The organism is Kosakonia sp. PSU_27 (assembly GCF_039409795.1).
Taxonomy (GTDB): Bacteria; Pseudomonadota; Gammaproteobacteria; order Enterobacterales; family Enterobacteriaceae; genus Kosakonia.
Genome location: NZ_JBCIVK010000007.1, coordinates 196228 through 211728, shown reverse-complemented (window position 1 = coordinate 211728; position 15501 = coordinate 196228). Strand labels below are relative to the sequence as shown.

Sequence of the window (15501 nt, the reverse complement as noted above, 5' to 3'; positions counted from 1 at the left end):
TATTCCTTAGAACTATGTATGCGATGAGTTTAATTCATTTCAGTAGCGCATTGGGGCTCTCTATACTGGCCGCCTGCTTATTTGATGGAAAATCGTTATGGACGTGGCGTTAAGCCGTGTTACGCCTGCCCTTGTGCGTCGTTTACAGGTTCCGCTTCAGGTATTGCTTTATGCCGGGCTGTTTATCTTTGCGCAATACCTGGTTCAATGGCTGCATCTGCCGCTCCCTGCCAATCTGGTGGGCATGATACTGCTGCTGGGGTTAATACTTTGTCGGGTGATCCCGCTCAATTGGGTGCGCGCCGGCGCGCATTGGCTGCTGGCGGAAATGTTGCTGTTCTTCGTGCCTGCGGTGGTCGCTGTGGTTAATTACGCGCAACTGTTGATGGTGGAAGGCTGGCGCATTTTTATGGTGATCGGTTTGAGCACGCTGTTGGTGCTCGGTGCTACCGCCTGGGTGGTGGATAAAGTCTACCGCTTCGAACTCAGCAGGCTGAAAAAATGAGTGATTTCGCTTTAAGCCTGCTGTGCCTGGCGATGACGCTGGTGTGCTATTTCCTCAATAAACGGCTCTACCGCCGTTTTCGTAAATTACCGCTGATGCCACTGGTATTCACGCCGCTGCTGTTGGTGTTAATGCTGGTGTTCGGCCATATCTCCTGGCAGGACTACATTGGTGAATCCCACTGGCTGATGTGGCTATTGGGGCCCGCGACCATCGCTTTCGCCGTGCCGGTGTATGACAACCTGGCGATTATTCGCCGTCACTGGATGTCGCTATCAGCGGGTGTGATCACCGCTTCGGTGGTGGCGGTGACCAGTTCGGTCTGGCTGGCGCGGCTGTTTACGTTGCCGGATGAGATCCAGCGCAGCCTCGCGGTGCGTTCAATCACCACGCCTTTTGCGCTGGCGGCCGCCGGGCCGATTGGTGGCCAGCCGGATCTGGTGGCGCTGTTTGTAGTGGTCACTGGCGTATTTGGCATGGCGGTTGGCGATGTGCTGTTTCTGCGCTTATCAATTCGCGAAGGTGTGGCGAAAGGGGCCGGTTTTGGCGCGGCCTCACACGGCGCGGGCACCGCACGTTCTTATGAGCTGGGGCAGCAGGAGGGCGTGGTCGCAAGTCTGGTGATGATGCTTTCTGGCGTATTGATGGTGCTGGCAGCGCCGCTGATCGCCAGCGTGATGTTTTAGCTCCCCGCCTGGCAACGGGGAGCCGGAAGGTCAGTGCTTTTTCAGCCTTGCGATCAGTTCGAACTCGTTAAAGTTAACCGGGCGTTGTTGCTGCATGGAAATGTTCCCGGCAATGCCGGTCAGAATCGACATCGCACCTGCGCGGTGATCGGCGGCGCGTTTCAGCGGGTCATTGCCCGGCGTGCCAAACAAGTCCGCCAGCATGGCGTTATCGCCGCCGCCGTGGCCGCCTTCGCCAAGGATAAAATCCGCTTTCCACGGTGCGGCAAACATCGGAAACACGGTGATGTCACAGGATTCAAGGCTGCCTTCATTGGCGCGTTCGCCGCCGGCGTTAACGTAGGATTTCTCGACGATTTTCATCTCCAGCCGCCCCTGGCTGCCGTTAAACACCACGTTTAGCCCTTCCCACGGTAGATAAGTATTTAGCGAATAAGTGAGCTGACACTGGTTCTGGTATTTCACCAGCACTGAAAGCGTGTCTTCAATGGTAATGCCGTCGCTGAACACGCTCTGATCGCGCCAGTAGTTATCTTCATGTTCGGCGTCGAGATAAAGCGCTTTTAACTGCGGATTGTCCGCCATATGCAGCGCGAAAGGATCATCGTGAGCGGCGGCATAGCCGTGCGTGCGCGGGTAAAATTGGCTAACGCCGCGTTTTTCGGCGTTCTCTTTGCCATAAAAACGCAGCCCGCCTTCGGCATACACCCGCTGCGGGTAGCTGTTGAGCCAGAAGTTCATCAGATCAAAATGGTGGGTCGATTTATGTACCAGCAGCCCGCCGCTGTTGCGTTTTTCCCGGTGCCAGCGACGGAAATAATCGGCGCCGTGTTCGGTGTTCAACAACCATTCGAAATGTACTGAATAAACGTCACCGATGGTGTTGTTCATCAGTAACTCGCGCACCTTACTGTGGTGCGGCGCATAGCGGTAATTAAACGCCACGCGCACGGTTTTGCCGGTCTGCTCAATGGCATCGAGAATACGCAGCGCCCGCTGCTCGTCGATGGTCATGGGCTTTTCGGTGATCACATCGCAGCCTGCGTGTAACGCCCGCACAATGTAGTCGTCATGGGTTCTGTCCATGGTGGTGACAATAACAATGTCTGGCCGGGTTTCGCGGATCATCGCCTCAAACTGCGCCGCTTTCCACGTGGAAACGGGCTGAGCGTCTTCGTTTTGTAACAGCTGGTTGGCGTAATCCATGCGCGTCTGGTTGCTGTCGCAAAACGCCACCATGCGGGCATTCTCTTTCCACTGCCCGCCAATGGCGGAAATATACAGCCCGGCGCGCCCACCGGTTCCCACTAAAGCATATTTTTTCATCACACCCTCTTCAGTCATAAATGAATTAACGTGCTGATGTATTAAAAACACTGTTTCAATAAGCTGAGGTTACTGTAGCGCGCTGGTGGGAGAGGGGTAGCGAAAAGGCGGGAAAGTGTGATCCCCGGCCATTACTGACCGGGGAGGAGGGTTAATGAGCGCGGCCCTGTTCGATACCGATCCCGGTTTGCGAACGGATAAACTGCGCACGGAACTGTTCGCGCTCCAGTTTGCCGGCTTCGGTGTTGTCGGTGGCGGAGAAGATCCAGATACCGATAAACGCCACGGCGATGGAGAACAGCGCCGGATACTCATACGGGAACACCGGTGCCGCGTGACCAAGGATCTGCACCCAAATTGTCGGGCCGAGGATCATCAGGACAACTGCCGTCAACAGGCCCAGCCAGCCGCCAATCATCGCACCGCGCGTGGTCAGCTTCGACCAGTACATCGAGAGCAAAATGATGGGGAAGTTACAGCTGGCGGCGATCGAGAAGGCCAGCCCAACCATGAACGCGATGTTCTGTTTTTCGAACAGGATGCCGAGCAGAATGGCGACAATCCCCAGTATCAACACGGTGATTTTCGACACTTTCAGCTCCTGGCGTTCGGTCGCGCCTTTGCGGAACACGTTGGCGTAGAGATCGTGGGAAACCGCAGAGGCACCCGCCAGCGTTAACCCGGCGACCACCGCCAGAATGGTGGCGAACGCCACGGCGGAGATAAAGCCTAAGAACAGGTTGCCACCAACCGCATCTGCCAGATGCACTGCCGCCATATTGTTGCCGCCAATCAGCGCGCCCGCCGCGTCTTTAAAGGCCGGGTTTGCGCCCACCAGCATGATGGCGCCGAAACCGATGATAAAGGTCAGAATGTAGAAGTATCCCATAAACCCGGTGGCGTAGAACACGCTTTTACGCGCTTCGCGCGCGTCGCTGACGGTGAAGAAACGCATCAGAATATGCGGTAAACCGGCGGTGCCGAACATCAACCCAAGCCCGAGCGACAGGGCGGAGATCGGATCTTTCACCAGTCCACCAGGGCTCATGATTGCCACCCCTTTCGGGTGGACAGCCATCGCTTCCGTGAACAGGTTATTGAAGCTGAAACCGACGTGTTTCATTACCATAAAGGCCATAAAACTCGCGCCGAACAGTAACAGCACCGCTTTGATGATCTGTACCCAGGTGGTGGCGAGCATGCCGCCGAACAGCACATACAGCACCATCAGCACGCCAACCAACACCACGGCGACGTGATAATTCAGGCCAAACAGCAGCTCAATTAATTTGCCCGCGCCGACCATTTGCGCAATCAAATACAGCGCGACAACCACCAGCGAACCGCAGGCAGAAAGGGTGCGGATTGGGCCTTGTTTCAGGCGATAAGAGGCCACATCAGCAAAGGTGTAACGCCCCAGGTTGCGCAAGCGTTCGGCGATTAAGAACAGAATGATCGGCCAGCCGACGAGGAAGCCGAGCGAGTAGATCAGTCCATCGTAGCCGGAGGTGTACACCAGCGCGGAAATCCCCAGGAACGAGGCTGCTGACATAAAGTCACCCGCTATTGCCAGGCCGTTCTGAAAACCGGTGATATTACCGCCGGCGGTGTAGTAATCGCTGCGCGAACGCACCCGCTTGGATGCCCAGTAGGTGATGTACAAAGTCAGCGCGACGAAAATGACGAACATAATGATCGCCTGCCAGTTGGTCGGCTGGCGTTGTACCTCGCCGGTGATGGCATCGGCGGCGTGAGCCGTAAAAGGAAGTGTGGCGGCCAGCGCCGTCAGGACTCTCTTCATGATGCTTTTACCTCGCTCAGAACCGCTTTGGTCAGACGATCAAACTCGCCGTTTGCCCGCCAGACGTACACGCCGGTCAGCACAAACGAAATCACAATCACACCGATACCAATCGGAATACCGCGCGTGACGCTGGTGCCTTCATGCAAGGGCGTACCGAGCCAGTGCGGGGCAAACGCGATCAGCAAAATAAAGCCGACGTAGATAATCAGCATGATGATGGAAAGCATAAAGGCAAACCGTTGCCGTCTTTCGACTAACTCCCTGAAATGCGCACTGTTTTCTATCTGTTGATAAATGTTATTCATCACAGAATTCTCCAGAGGTCTCCCCGTTGTCTTGCGCGCTGCCGGTCAGTTGGCCGCACGCGCCCGCCCCAGTCACATCGTTATCGTTGCGCCTGGGATATGCGCGTTTGCCGCTTTCCTGCAACACGAAATCCATTAGGAATTGTAGGGTGAGGTGGTTGTTTCCTCTCCTTGGAAGGAGAGCGTTATGGTTGCGTTTGCCGCCGGATAACACACTTTCGCGCCGCTATCCGGCAGGGTTTTACGATTATTACGATGGCATGGTAATGGCCTGCTTCTCTTCGAGCAGTTTTTCCACTACGCCAGGATCGGCGAGCGTTGAGGTATCGCCGAGATTGCTGGTATCGCCAGCGGCGATTTTGCGCAGAATACGGCGCATGATTTTGCCGGAGCGGGTTTTTGGCAGTGAGTCTGTCCAGTGCAGCACGTCCGGCGTCGCCAGCGGGCCAATCTCTTTACGCACCCAATTTCGCACTTCGGTGTACAGCTCCGGCGACGGTTCCTCACCGTGGTTGAGCGTGACGTAAGCGTAAATGGCCTGGCCTTTAATGTTGTGTGGAATGCCGACGACCGCCGCTTCGGCGATTTTCGGGTGTGATACCAGCGCCGATTCGATCTCTGCCGTTCCCAGACGGTGACCGGAGACGTTCAGCACGTCATCCACGCGACCGGTGATCCAGTAGTAGCCATCTTCGTCACGACGCGCCCCGTCACCGCTGAAGTACATATTTTTGAAGGTGGAAAAATAGGTCTGCTCAAAGCGTTCGTGATCGCCAAACAGCGTCCGCGCCTGGCCCGGCCAGGAGTCGGTGATCACCAGGTTGCCCTCGGTCGCGCCATCGAGCGCGTTACCTTCGTTATCCACCAGCGCAGGCTGCACGCCGAAGAACGGGCGCGTGGCGGAACCGGCTTTCAACTGGGTTGCGCCGGGAAGCGGGGTGATCATAAAGCCGCCGGTTTCCGTCTGCCACCAGGTATCCATGACCGGGCATTTACCGTTACCGATTTTTGACCAGTACCACTCCCAGGCTTCCGGGTTAATCGGCTCGCCGACGGAGCCGAGGATCCGCAGCGAAGACCGGCTGGTGCCGTCAATCGCTTTATCCCCTTCCGCCATCAGCGCGCGAATGGCGGTTGGCGCGGTATAGAGGATATTCACGTTATGTTTGTCCACCACCTGGCTCATGCGCGCCGGGGTCGGCCAGTTCGGCACGCCCTCAAACATCAGCGTGATGGCGCCGCAGGCCAGCGGCCCGTACAGCAGGTAACTGTGCCCGGTCACCCAACCGACGTCGGCAGTACACCAGTAGACATCGCCCTGGTGATAATCGAAGACATATTTAAAGGTTGACGCGGCATAGACCAGGTAGCCGCCGGTGGTGTGCAGCACGCCTTTCGGTTTCCCGGTGGAGCCGGAGGTATAAAGGATAAACAGCGGGTCTTCTGCATTCACTTCTACCGGCTGGTGCTGGTCGCTGGCCTTGTCGGTCAGCTCGTTCCACCACAGATCGCGCCCTTCATGCCAGTCGATGTTGCCGCCGGTGCGTTTGAACACCACGACATGCTCGACGCTGCTGACGTTCGGGTTTTTCAGCGCGTCATCAACGTTTTTCTTCAGCGGAATGTTGCGCCCGGCACGCACGCCTTCATCGGCGGTGATCACCAGCCGTGAGCTGGAGTCAATAATGCGTCCGGCGACCGCTTCCGGCGAGAAGCCACCGAAAATGACCGAATGCACCGCGCCAATACGCGCACAGGCGAGCATTGCCACAGCGGCTTCCGGCACCATCGGCATATAGATGGCGACGACATCGCCTTTCTTAATACCGAGCGACACCAGCACATTGGCGAAGCGGCAGACATCGCGGTGCAGTTCACGGTAGGTGATGAGTTTGCTCTGGCTGGCGTCATCACCTTCCCAGATAATGGCCGTTTGATCGCCGCGTTCGGCGAGGTGGCGGTCGAGGCAGTTGGCCGCCAGGTTCAGCGTGCCGTCTTCATACCATTTAATGGAAATATTGCCTGGCGCGAAGGAGGTGTTTTTCACCTTCTTATAAGGCTTGATCCAGTCGAGGATTTTGCCTTGCTCGCCCCAGAATGTGTCAGGGTCAGTTACCGATTGCTGGTATTTGGCCTCATACTGCTCCGGATTTATCAGGCAACGTTCCGCAATATTGGCGGGAATATCGTGTTTATGTATTTGGCTCATGGCGATTGCTCTCCTTGTAAGATGTTAATAATATGTCACAAGAACGTTAATTGTAGGGCCTTTGCCAGCTTTGTTTACTATTTGCGCGATAGATCACGCATTAAATGAATTGTGCAAAAAGCGAGCAAAATAAATGTGCTGGCGCGCGAAAGAACGCAAAAAGGTGGAACGGTAAGAAAGACGCTTCATAACAGCAAGTTATGGAAGGTGACAATTCGATTACGCTTACTACCGGCGTAAAAAAGCAGGCTGTTGCAAGCCTATGAAAATCCATTATGTAATCAGTAGGGTGGTAATGGTTACGATGATGAATTATTCACTGCATTAACAAGGAATCGCAGACGAAATAACGTTAGAAATTGGCTTATGAGACATTTTTCGTGATTAAAAAATGCGCAAATAAACGAATTACCCACAATAATTTCCGATGGTAAATATTGGATTTGCCGATAGTGAAAAGTTTTTCATAACAAAGAGTTATTTGTCATAACTGAAATAAAAGACGGTTTTTGAGTAAAAATTCAGTCAAACCCCCTCCCGGTATAGGGTTGCGCGTTACACCCTGCAAATGATACTGATAATGCGCGTTAAAAAACCCCACAATACTGTGCGACGCTAATCATACCCTTTCAGTATGTGTCGTTCCTTGCCTGGAATGGCGCTTCATTGAGGATGTCTGTAGTTATGAAAAACATGAAAATCAGCCTGGCCTGGCAGATTCTGCTAGCCCTTGTGCTGGGTATTCTTCTGGGTAGTTATCTGCACTACCACAGCGACAGCCGCGAATGGCTGATTGCGAATCTCCTGTCTCCGGCGGGCGATATCTTTATCCATTTGATCAAAATGATTGTCGTGCCGATTGTTATCTCGACGCTGATTGTCGGCATTGCAGGCGTTGGCGACGCGAAACAGCTTGGCCGTATCGGCGCGAAGACCATCATCTATTTCGAAGTGATCACTACGGTGGCGATTATTCTCGGCATCACGATGGCGAATGTGTTCCAGCCAGGCGCGGGAATTGATATGTCGCAGCTGGCGACGGTGGATATTTCGAAATACCAAAGCACCACCGCGGATGTGCAAAGCCACGCCCACGGCCTGATGGGGACGATTTTATCGTTGGTGCCGACCAATATCATCGCGTCGATGGCGAAGGGCGATATGCTGCCGATCATCTTCTTCTCAGTGCTGTTTGGTCTGGGGCTCTCTTCCCTGCCAGCTTCGCACCGCGAGCCGCTGGTCACCGTGTTCCGTTCTATTTCCGAAACCATGTTTAAAGTCACCCATATGGTGATGCGTTATGCGCCGGTCGGCGTGTTTGCGCTGATCTCAGTAACGGTGGCGAACTTTGGTTTCGCTTCGCTGTGGCCGCTGGCAAAGCTGGTTATCCTGGTCTATTTCGCCATTCTGTTCTTTGCGCTGGTAGTACTGGGCATTGTGGCGCGGGTGTGCGGTCTGAGCATCTGGATTTTGATCCGCATCCTGAAAGATGAGCTGATCCTGGCGTACTCCACCGCCAGCTCGGAAAGCGTGCTGCCGCGCATTATCGAGAAAATGGAAGCCTATGGCGCGCCGGCGTCGATCACCAGTTTCGTGGTGCCGACCGGTTACTCCTTTAACCTTGATGGTTCGACGCTGTACCAGAGTATTGCGGCGATCTTTATTGCTCAGCTGTATGGCATTGACCTGTCGCTGTGGCAGGAAATCATCCTCGTGCTGACGCTGATGGTCACCTCGAAAGGTATTGCGGGTGTGCCGGGTGTCTCCTTCGTGGTACTGCTGGCAACGCTGGGTAGCGTCGGTATTCCGCTGGAAGGCCTGGCGTTTATCGCTGGTGTTGACCGTATCCTCGATATGGCACGTACCGCGCTGAATGTGGTGGGGAATGCGCTGGCGGTGCTGGTGATCGCCAAGTGGGAGCACAAGTTTGACCGCAAAAAAGCGCGCGCTTACGAGCGCGAAATGTTGGGCAAATTTGATAAGACCGCCGACCAGTAACCTTCTCAATCCCTCCTTCATGGAGGGATTTTTACATCAGGCGGGCTTACCCGCCTTGCCTGTCAAACGACGCCGCTCGCTCATTAACGCTCTGATCGAACATCCCATCACGCCACCTCTATATGTATCCGGCCGGATGCTCAGCAGGGTTTCAACATGGATGGTAACGGGCGGGCAGGGCGGGATCATTGTGCGTTATGCGCAGGGACAAAACGTGATCGGTCATATGCAGCTTCTCCTGTGCGCCCGGCGGTGAAGGTATTTCGCGACGGGCTGGCGCAGGCGGTGAGGGCCGACAGACGGCACATCACTCATCATCAATGTTATGAATACCCAGGCTGCGTTGCAAAAACGCTTTCCCGGCAGGGGTGACGGTCAAAATACGTGCCTCATTGGTTTTGATGATAAAACGCTTCCTGAGCAGCGCATTAAAGAGATGCGCGCCGAGCTCTCCCGAAAGATGGTAACTCTGTTCGCTCCAGTCCATGCAGGGGATCACCAGCGCCCGGCGTGAATGGCTAAGGGCGTGAGTATCAATGCCTAAGTGTGTGCTGAACCACGTATCGCCAGCGGCGCTAATGGCAAGGTTTCCCTCCGCGGCCTCGAGCACTTTTTGTTGGCAAAGGTGCTCGTAGATGGTCACGCCGACATGTCCGGCAATATGGTCGTAGCAGGTTCTGGCATAACACATTTTCTTGAACCCGCTGGGTTTGATGCGTTCCTGAAAATTGCTATCAGCATAGGTGGCGACCATCATTGATTCTATCGCCTGGGCAATCAGCGAGTTATAAAGCCGGTAATAACGGTTGCGGCCAATTTTATCAAAGGCAACGACGCGGCAATGGATGAGTTTCGCCAGATGATTACTCGTCGATTGAGGGGAAAGCCCGGCGGTGATAGCTAATTGCGATGCGGTGAGCCGGTTATTATCCATTAACGCGCAGAGCATTCTTGCCCGGCTCGCATCTGCTAATAAACAAGCCAATCGACTAAAATTAGGAAGTTGCTCTGTCATGACGTTCATAGTTCATTAAAGAATTAAACATTTATGTGTTTGTTCGTAAAGAATACCGCAATTCAGAACAGACAAGGCAGTCATAATGTTCTTACAACGACCTCTATATAAGGACCCCCTCCTCTTTTTCAGATTTTTTGCTTTAATTTTATGGCTTTTATTGACGGTTTATATTACTGGCTTTGTTAGTATTGCTGAGAATTATATTTTAAGTCTCGCCATGATGGTCGGCGCATTTGTCGGCAGTGCCACACCGGTCGGCGGTGGTGTGGTGGCGTTTCCGGTACTGACATTTATCAAGCAGATCCCCGCGAAAGAGGCCGCTGTTTTTTGCCTTGCTATGCAATCGTTTGGCATGACGGCGTCTTCTTTAGCGATATTTACCCGCAAGATACCGGTGGATAAATTTCTGATAACCTGGTGTGTAATAACCAGCTTTTGGGGCTATCTGCTGGCGCTATTTTATATTCCCAATCCCTTTTCATCCGCAGGTTTAAAAGTTTTTTTCTCCTCATTCTGGCTTGCTTTTGGCGCAGCGATTTTTGTCGTCCGAAGGAAAAAAAACATTTCGCAGACTGTTGGAATTACCCACGCGAGAGGCTGGCGATTACTGCTATTTATCGCTATTTGCTTTGCGGGGGGGATTGTAACGTCATGGATTGGTAATGGCATCGATGTGGTCTTTTTTTGTGTTTTGATTTTAATGTTCTCCCGCACCGAATCTGTGGCAACACCTTCTGCGGTTATTGTGATGGCATTGATATCCATCTTTGCGACAGCGTTAAATATCAGTGCCGGTAATGTGAATATGCAGACGTTAAAATATCTTAGTGCAACGATTCCGGTGGTCATTATTTTTGCACCTTTAGGTATTCTTTTTTCTGTTCGGCATGGAGATGCATTTATCCGAAAACTTCTGCTGGCGCTGGTTATTATTCAGTATCTGTTTACCGCTGCTGCTTTTTTCAGGCAGCTGGATTATGTCTTTCTCTCCATGCTCGTTATTGCTCTTTCATCCGTTTTATTGTTTGCCATTGGCTATATTGATAAAAGGAAAGCGGTGTGACCACGAGAAATATGAACTTTCTGATAAAAGTCGTTATTGCGACCCTCTGTATGGGGTCTTCTTTTCCAACCGGGAAATACTTAATCTCTTATGAAAACATGCCGCCATTTTTAATGGGCGGTTGGCGGTTTATGGCGGCCGGGCTTTTTATGCTATTAATTCCCATATTTACCCGTGGCATTCAGGCTATCATCCCGACCAGTGAAGGTTCTGTCGCGAAGGGGCTGCTTTTAACTGCGGTCGTCGGTGCGTTGCAAACGACAGGGACAATGGGTTTTCTCAATCTGGCGCTGGAGAGCGTTACCTCATCCATGTCTTCTATTATTCTTTTTACCAATCCACTATGGCTTGCGATATTGGCGCATTATTTACTGCACGATAAATTAAACAAGCGAAAAATTATCTCACTGGTCATCGGTGTTGCGGGTGTCATTGTTTGCCTGGGGCTTGAGAGCGTTAAAGGCGGAACCGGTTTATTTTATGCGTTTTTAGGATCGATATGCTGGGCGGTATGCACGGTCGTGAGTAAGCGATTTGTTTTTGATAAAGATAGCTGGGTATTTACCGGCTGGCAGCTTTTTCTCGGCGCGCTGTTTATGTTGATCATCGCCTGGATAAGACATGAAAAATATGATATCGGCGATTTACAAACCTGGGGCTGGGTGTGGTTTATTTGGCTTATTTTACCGGCCAGCGTTGGCTCGTTCGGTTTATGGTTTTCAGCACTACGGCAGGGCGGCGCAACCCTTGCCAGCGGTTTTCTGTTTCTGGTTCCTCTCTTTTCAACGATCTTTTCTATTTTCACCTTGCATGATGGTCTCTCCATCCAACTTATTATCGGCGGATGCCTGATTGTCCTTTCACTCTTTCTTCTTAATCGGGAGTATTAACATGGAAGTGGGTAACAGTATTTCGATATCAACCGGAAAACAATGGTCTTTTGATAACGATGTCGCCAGCCATTTTGATGAACATGTGCAAATGTCGGTGCCAGTTTATCAGGAGGGGCATGAGCTTATTGGTTTTTTAAGCGATTTCTTTATTAAAGAAGGTTCCGTGTTTTATGAAATCGGCTGCTCCACCGGCGCACTGATTCATAAAATCTATACCCGTCATAGTCAAAAAACAGCGACACGGTTTATTGGCGTTGAGCCGGTGCAGAATATGATCGCGCAGGCAAAAAAAAGAACCGGTAGTTTACCCATTGAATATGTGCATGACACCATTGAAAATATCGATATGGAAGCGTGCGACTTTATCGCCTCTTATTACTGCTTGCAATTTATCCCCCTGACTAAGCGCATAATCGCGTATGAAAAATTATACGACGCATTAATTCCTGGAGGCGCGCTGATTATTTTTGAAAAAGAGGTTATTGACGACTCTAAAATAAATGAAATGATAGAGTCTTGTTATCTGAAATTTAAGCTATCACGAGGCTTTTCAATTGATGAGATTATCGCTAAGAAATTTAGCCTCGAAGGAGTGATGCGGCCTTGCACCGAGCGGGAAAATAGAAAAATCCTTGCGGAAGTCGGGTTTAAACAAATTGCCACGATCATGAAATACGGTGAATTCCATGGATACCTTTGCATCAAATAAGCGCAGCCAGCAAAATAAAAATAAATGGGAAGAGTTACATAAAAAATCGGCGGATCAAAGTGTGCGCACCACACCCAGTTACGCAATAAGACGAATTTACGAAAGTCTGGAATATATACAAACTGACTCGACTACCGTCAATACGCTTGAAATTGGCTGTGGATTTGGCCGCAACCTTCATTACCTGATTACACATGGTTTTTCTGATAATTATGTTGGTATTGATCAGACCGATGTCGCAATTAATAAAACAGCCGAGCTGCTAAGCGATTATCAACAAAAAGGTATTGTACAACTTATCAAGGCCAACGCGGCGGGGGATTTACCCTTTCCGAATGCTCATTTTGATTGCATTTTCGATATTATGTCCGCCATCACCTTTATTCCCGATGAAGCGGTACGAGTCGCTTATTTCAGCAACGTAGTCAGGCTGCTGAAACCGGGCGGTGCTTATTTTTTCCTCGCAGTCAGTAACCAGGCGGTAGTTAACGATAAAGTCGTCGATGTAACGCTGGATGAGCCGGGCTTGTTTAAACGTAAGTTCGACAACATGATTGAAAAAGCCTATTCGGCGGATGAGCTGAAACGCTATCTGGCGGGGTTGTCTGTTTGCTGTCTGGATGTGGTTTCCGAGCATACTCGCGCTTTCGGCGATGAAAAGTTCGAACGCGAAAATGGCTTCTGGTTTGGCTGTTTTACCAAAGAGATCTGAAAAAATGCGGGGTGATGAACACCCCGCATTAACCGCTTAACCCATTGCGCTTTCGCGCAGGCGAGTCTTCAGTTTGTTGTACTCATCTATTACATACTGCTCGGCGGCGCGCTGATCGGCGATCGGCTCCACGCGCACGGCGCAGTATTTGTACTCCGGCGTTTTGGTAATCGGGCTGAGGTTTTCCGTCACCAGCTCGTTACAGGCACCAATCCACCACTGGTAGGTCATATATACCGCGCCTTTATTAGGACGCTCGCTGACCTGCGCACGCGTAATGATTTTGCCTTTGCGCGAGTTCACCCACACCAGCGCTTCATCTTCAATGCCCAGCCTTGCAGCGTCGGCCGTGTTGATTTGCGCATAACCCGGTTCATCCGCCAGCGCGGCGAGCGCGGCGCAGTTACCGGTCATTGAACGGCAGGAGTAGTGACCCACTTCACGCACGGTGGAAAGCACCATTGGATACTCCTCGTTGAGTTTATCCATTGGCGCGACCCAGTCGCAGGTGAAGAACTTCGCCAGCCCATTCGGCGTGTCGAATTTTTCTTTGAACAGATACGACGTGCCTTGATCGGCATCCGACGTGTCACGACACGGCCACTGAATGTAGCCCAGCTCACCCATTTTTTCGTAGGTGGCGCCGTAGAAGTCCGGGCAGAGATGACGCAATTCATCCCAGATTTCCTGCGTGTTGTTGTAATGCATCGGATAGCCCATCCGGGTGGCAATCTCGCTGATGATTTGCCAGTCCGTTTTCAGATCCCACTTCGGTTCCACCGCTTTAAAGAAGCGCTGGAAGCCGCGATCCGCTGCGGTATACACACCTTCGTGCTCACCCCAGGAGGTCGACGGCAGGATGACGTCCGCCGCGGCTGCGGTTTTGGTCATGAAAATGTCCTGCACAATGACCAGTTCCAGCCCTTCAAACGCCTTACGTACCGCTGAAAGCTCGGCATCGGTCTGAAGCGGATCTTCGCCCATGATGTAGGCGGCGCGGACTTCGCCATGCTCAACGCGGTGCGGCAGTTCGCTGATGCGATAACCGGTATGCGCAGGCAGGCTTTCAACGCCCCAGGCTTTGGCGAATTTCTCGCGGTGCGCCTCCTCTTTCACGTACTGGTAACCAGGGTAGGTATCCGGTAACGCGCCCATATCGCAGGCACCCTGCACGTTGTTCTGACCACGCACCGGGTTCACCCCAACGTGCGCTTTGCCGAGGTTGCCCGTCAGCATCGCGAGGCTGGTCAGCGAACGCACGGTTTCCACCCCCTGGTAGAACTGGGTCACGCCCATGCCCCACAGAATGGCAGCGGTTTTCGCACCGGCATACATACGGGCGGCCTGGCGGATCTCCTGCGCAGTGACGCCTGTGATCTCCTCGACCGATTCCGGCGTATAGCCTTCAACGATTTTCCGGTACTCTTCAAACCCTTCGGTACGATTGGCGACAAACGCTTCGTCGTACAGCTTTTCCTCAATAATGACATGCCCCATTGCGTTGAGCAGGGCGATGTTCGACCCGTTTTTCAATGCAACGTGCATATCAGCAATGCGCGCGGTTTCGATTTTGCGCGGATCGCAGACGATGATTTTCGCCCCGTTTTGTTTCGCGCGAATCACATGATTAGCGACGATCGGGTGAGAATCCGCCGGGTTGTAACCAAAGATAAACACTAAATCTGTGTTATCAATTTCATTAATGGCATTACTCATCGCGCCATTACCGACCGACTGGTGCAGACCTGCAACCGATGGGCCGTGTCAGACGCGAGCGCAGCAGTCGACGTTATTGGTACCAATAACGGCGCGCGCGAATTTTTGCATTATGTAGTTGGTTTCATTACCCGTACCGCGGGAAGAGCCGGTGGTCTGGATTGCATCCGGACCGTACTTCTCTTTGATGGCGCTCAGACGACCGGCGACATAATCGAGCGCTTCATCCCAGGATACCGACTCCAGTTTGCCGCCGCGCTGGCGACGGATCATCGGGGTTTTCAGGCGAGGTGTCAGAATCTGGGTATCGTTAATAAAATCCCAGCCGTAATAACCCTTCAGGCAGAGCGTGCCCTGATTGGTCTTGCCCTGCGCAGCCTCCGCCCGAACGATTTTGCCGTTATCGACCACCAGGTGAATCTTGCAACCTGAGGCGCAATACGGGCAAACCGTGACGACTTTTTTCATCACTTTCGCTCCAGTTAAGAATATCGCCCCCGATTATGCATCTTCTATGCCACAGTGTTGCTGGGGGTATTCACTGATATTACGGCGGA

The 15501-nt window shown here is 52.4% G+C and carries 13 protein-coding genes; 7 read left to right on the top strand and 6 right to left on the bottom strand.

Going from position 1 to position 15501, the window contains the following annotated elements; translation table 11 throughout:
- Positions 1-97 precede the first annotated feature (97 nt).
- Both AAIG26_RS18925 and AAIG26_RS18920 read left to right on the top strand, forming a co-directional pair.
- The gene (locus AAIG26_RS18925) at positions 98-505 is read left to right on the top strand and encodes a CidA/LrgA family protein (RefSeq protein WP_020456158.1); all 408 of its coding nucleotides are present in this window, start codon (positions 98-100) and stop codon (positions 503-505) included.
- Positions 502-1191, top strand: a complete 690-nt coding sequence (locus AAIG26_RS18920) for an LrgB family protein (RefSeq protein ID WP_020456159.1) — start codon at positions 502-504, stop codon at positions 1189-1191. The genes AAIG26_RS18925 and AAIG26_RS18920 overlap by 4 nt, the downstream gene beginning before the upstream one ends.
- A 30-nt stretch (positions 1192-1221) precedes the next feature.
- On the opposite strand, the gene AAIG26_RS18915 is transcribed toward AAIG26_RS18920, so the two are convergent.
- The 4 genes from AAIG26_RS18915 to acs all read right to left on the bottom strand — a co-directional run bounded on the left by AAIG26_RS18915 (position 1222) and on the right by acs (position 6835).
- Positions 1222-2517 carry a Gfo/Idh/MocA family oxidoreductase gene (locus tag AAIG26_RS18915; protein ID WP_343181217.1) on the bottom strand — a complete coding sequence of 432 codons (1296 nt, stop codon included), beginning with the start codon at positions 2515-2517 and terminating at the stop codon, positions 1222-1224.
- Between the two features lie 151 nt (positions 2518-2668).
- The gene (gene actP / locus AAIG26_RS18910; RefSeq protein ID WP_045511824.1) at positions 2669-4318 is read right to left on the bottom strand and encodes a cation/acetate symporter ActP; all 1650 of its coding nucleotides are present in this window, start codon (positions 4316-4318) and stop codon (positions 2669-2671) included.
- Positions 4315-4629 (bottom strand): DUF485 domain-containing protein, encoded by a 315-nt coding sequence (locus AAIG26_RS18905; RefSeq protein WP_170956342.1) that lies wholly within the window; start codon positions 4627-4629, stop codon positions 4315-4317. Before AAIG26_RS18905 ends, actP begins: the two co-directional genes overlap by 4 nt.
- 247 nt (positions 4630-4876) lie before the next feature.
- The gene (gene acs, locus AAIG26_RS18900) at positions 4877-6835 is read right to left on the bottom strand and encodes an acetate--CoA ligase (RefSeq protein WP_020456164.1); all 1959 of its coding nucleotides are present in this window, start codon (positions 6833-6835) and stop codon (positions 4877-4879) included.
- Between the two features lie 684 nt (positions 6836-7519).
- Here acs and gltP point away from each other — a divergent pair.
- Positions 7520-8833, top strand: coding sequence for a glutamate/aspartate:proton symporter GltP (gltP, locus tag AAIG26_RS18895; protein WP_020456165.1), 1314 nt, complete (start codon positions 7520-7522; stop codon positions 8831-8833).
- 307 nt (positions 8834-9140) lie between these two features.
- Here gltP and AAIG26_RS18890 read toward each other — a convergent pair whose 3' ends face one another.
- Complete coding sequence (locus AAIG26_RS18890; RefSeq protein WP_044489776.1) at positions 9141-9848, bottom strand: ArsR family transcriptional regulator; 708 nt, start codon at positions 9846-9848, stop codon at positions 9141-9143.
- Between the two features lie 85 nt (positions 9849-9933).
- Between AAIG26_RS18890 and AAIG26_RS18885 the strand changes: the two genes are divergently transcribed.
- Genes AAIG26_RS18885 through AAIG26_RS18870 form a run of 4 tightly spaced genes read left to right on the top strand, consistent with a single transcriptional unit; the run spans position 9934 to position 13228 of the window.
- Entirely contained in the window at positions 9934-10914 is a 981-nt protein-coding gene (locus tag AAIG26_RS18885) for a sulfite exporter TauE/SafE family protein (protein WP_343181216.1), read from the top strand.
- Entirely contained in the window at positions 10911-11804 is an 894-nt protein-coding gene (locus AAIG26_RS18880; RefSeq protein WP_233500388.1) for a DMT family transporter, read from the top strand. Before AAIG26_RS18885 ends, AAIG26_RS18880 begins: the two co-directional genes overlap by 4 nt.
- 1 nt (position 11805) lies before the next feature.
- Positions 11806-12516, top strand: a complete 711-nt coding sequence (locus AAIG26_RS18875) for a methyltransferase domain-containing protein (protein WP_020456169.1) — start codon at positions 11806-11808, stop codon at positions 12514-12516.
- On the top strand, positions 12494-13228 hold the full coding sequence (locus tag AAIG26_RS18870; protein WP_097406585.1) for a class I SAM-dependent methyltransferase: 735 nt from the start codon (positions 12494-12496) through the stop codon (positions 13226-13228). The genes AAIG26_RS18875 and AAIG26_RS18870 overlap by 23 nt, the downstream gene beginning before the upstream one ends.
- 36 nt (positions 13229-13264) lie before the next feature.
- On the opposite strand, the gene fdhF is transcribed toward AAIG26_RS18870, so the two are convergent.
- Positions 13265-15412, bottom strand: a complete 2148-nt coding sequence (gene fdhF, locus AAIG26_RS18865; protein ID WP_082071791.1) for a formate dehydrogenase subunit alpha — start codon at positions 15410-15412, stop codon at positions 13265-13267.
- Positions 15413-15501 lie beyond the last annotated feature (89 nt).

What these genes read in the sequence shown, in the direction of transcription:
- AAIG26_RS18925 (WP_020456158.1), top strand. Translation starts at nt 98, where the DNA reads ATGGACGTGGCGTTAAGCCGTGTTACGCCTGCCCTTGTGCGTCGTTTA.
- AAIG26_RS18920 (WP_020456159.1), top strand. Translation starts at nt 502, where the DNA reads ATGAGTGATTTCGCTTTAAGCCTGCTGTGCCTGGCGATGACGCTGGTG.
- AAIG26_RS18915 (WP_343181217.1), bottom strand. Translation starts at nt 2,517, where the DNA reads ATGAAAAAATATGCTTTAGTGGGAACCGGTGGGCGCGCCGGGCTGTAT.
- actP (WP_045511824.1), bottom strand. Translation starts at nt 4,318, where the DNA reads ATGAAGAGAGTCCTGACGGCGCTGGCCGCCACACTTCCTTTTACGGCT.
- acs (WP_020456164.1), bottom strand. Translation starts at nt 6,835, where the DNA reads ATGAGCCAAATACATAAACACGATATTCCCGCCAATATTGCGGAACGT.
- gltP (WP_020456165.1), top strand. Translation starts at nt 7,520, where the DNA reads ATGAAAAACATGAAAATCAGCCTGGCCTGGCAGATTCTGCTAGCCCTT.
- AAIG26_RS18890 (WP_044489776.1), bottom strand. Translation starts at nt 9,848, where the DNA reads ATGACAGAGCAACTTCCTAATTTTAGTCGATTGGCTTGTTTATTAGCA.
- AAIG26_RS18885 (WP_343181216.1), top strand. Translation starts at nt 9,934, where the DNA reads ATGTTCTTACAACGACCTCTATATAAGGACCCCCTCCTCTTTTTCAGA.
- AAIG26_RS18875 (WP_020456169.1), top strand. Translation starts at nt 11,806, where the DNA reads ATGGAAGTGGGTAACAGTATTTCGATATCAACCGGAAAACAATGGTCT.
- AAIG26_RS18870 (WP_097406585.1), top strand. Translation starts at nt 12,494, where the DNA reads ATGGATACCTTTGCATCAAATAAGCGCAGCCAGCAAAATAAAAATAAA.